The sequence below is a fragment of the Mesorhizobium sanjuanii genome, from assembly GCF_002529485.1.
GTDB lineage: Bacteria > Pseudomonadota > Alphaproteobacteria > Rhizobiales > Rhizobiaceae > Mesorhizobium > Mesorhizobium sanjuanii.
The window spans coordinates 1-585 of record NZ_NWQG01000325.1; the positions used below are offsets into that span (position 1 = coordinate 1).

Genomic DNA, 585 nt, shown 5'->3' on the forward strand with positions numbered 1-585 from the left:
GCATTCGGCTGGGCGGGTTACTAAATAAGTCCGCGAGATCCATCAGGAGCGGTTCCATGTCACAACCAGCCTCGGCTTTGGCGCCCGTCGCCCGGTTCGACGCCGATGCGGTCGCCAAGCTTTCGGCGCTCCGGCGCACCAAATTCCTCGCTACGGCAGCGCTTGCGCTCTGCGTACTCATTTTTGCGGTGGCCAAGTCGTTCGAGGGCCGCTTTGCCTGGCTGGGTTTCGTCGCCGCCTTTGCCGAGGCCGCGACGATCGGCGGGCTGGCCGACTGGTATGCGGTGGTGGCGCTGTTCAAGCGGCCGCTCGGCCTGCCGATCCCGCACACCGCCATCATTCCCGAGAACCAGAACCGCATCGCCGACAATCTCGGCCGTTTCATCGAGGTCAATTTCCTCGCGCCGGAACCGGTGCGCGAAAAGCTCGCCGAGGTCGACTTTTCCGCGCTCGTCGCCGACTGGCTGTCGGACGCCGACCGGGCGGCCGGCCTGTCGCGGTTCGTCGGCCGTCTGGTGCCGCAGACGTTGTCGGCAATCGAGCAGTCCGGCCTGCGCGGTTTCGTCACCAGCCGTATGCTGGAGC

At 66.2% G+C, this 585-nt stretch carries 1 protein-coding gene; it reads left to right on the forward strand.

Translation table 11 applies throughout. The features are described 5' to 3' along the window. Nucleotides 1-56: 56 nt before the first annotated feature. Nucleotides 57-585, forward strand: a 529-nt coding sequence (locus tag CN311_RS31705; RefSeq protein ID WP_115504289.1) for a DUF445 family protein, incomplete at its 3' end; no start/stop codon positions are given.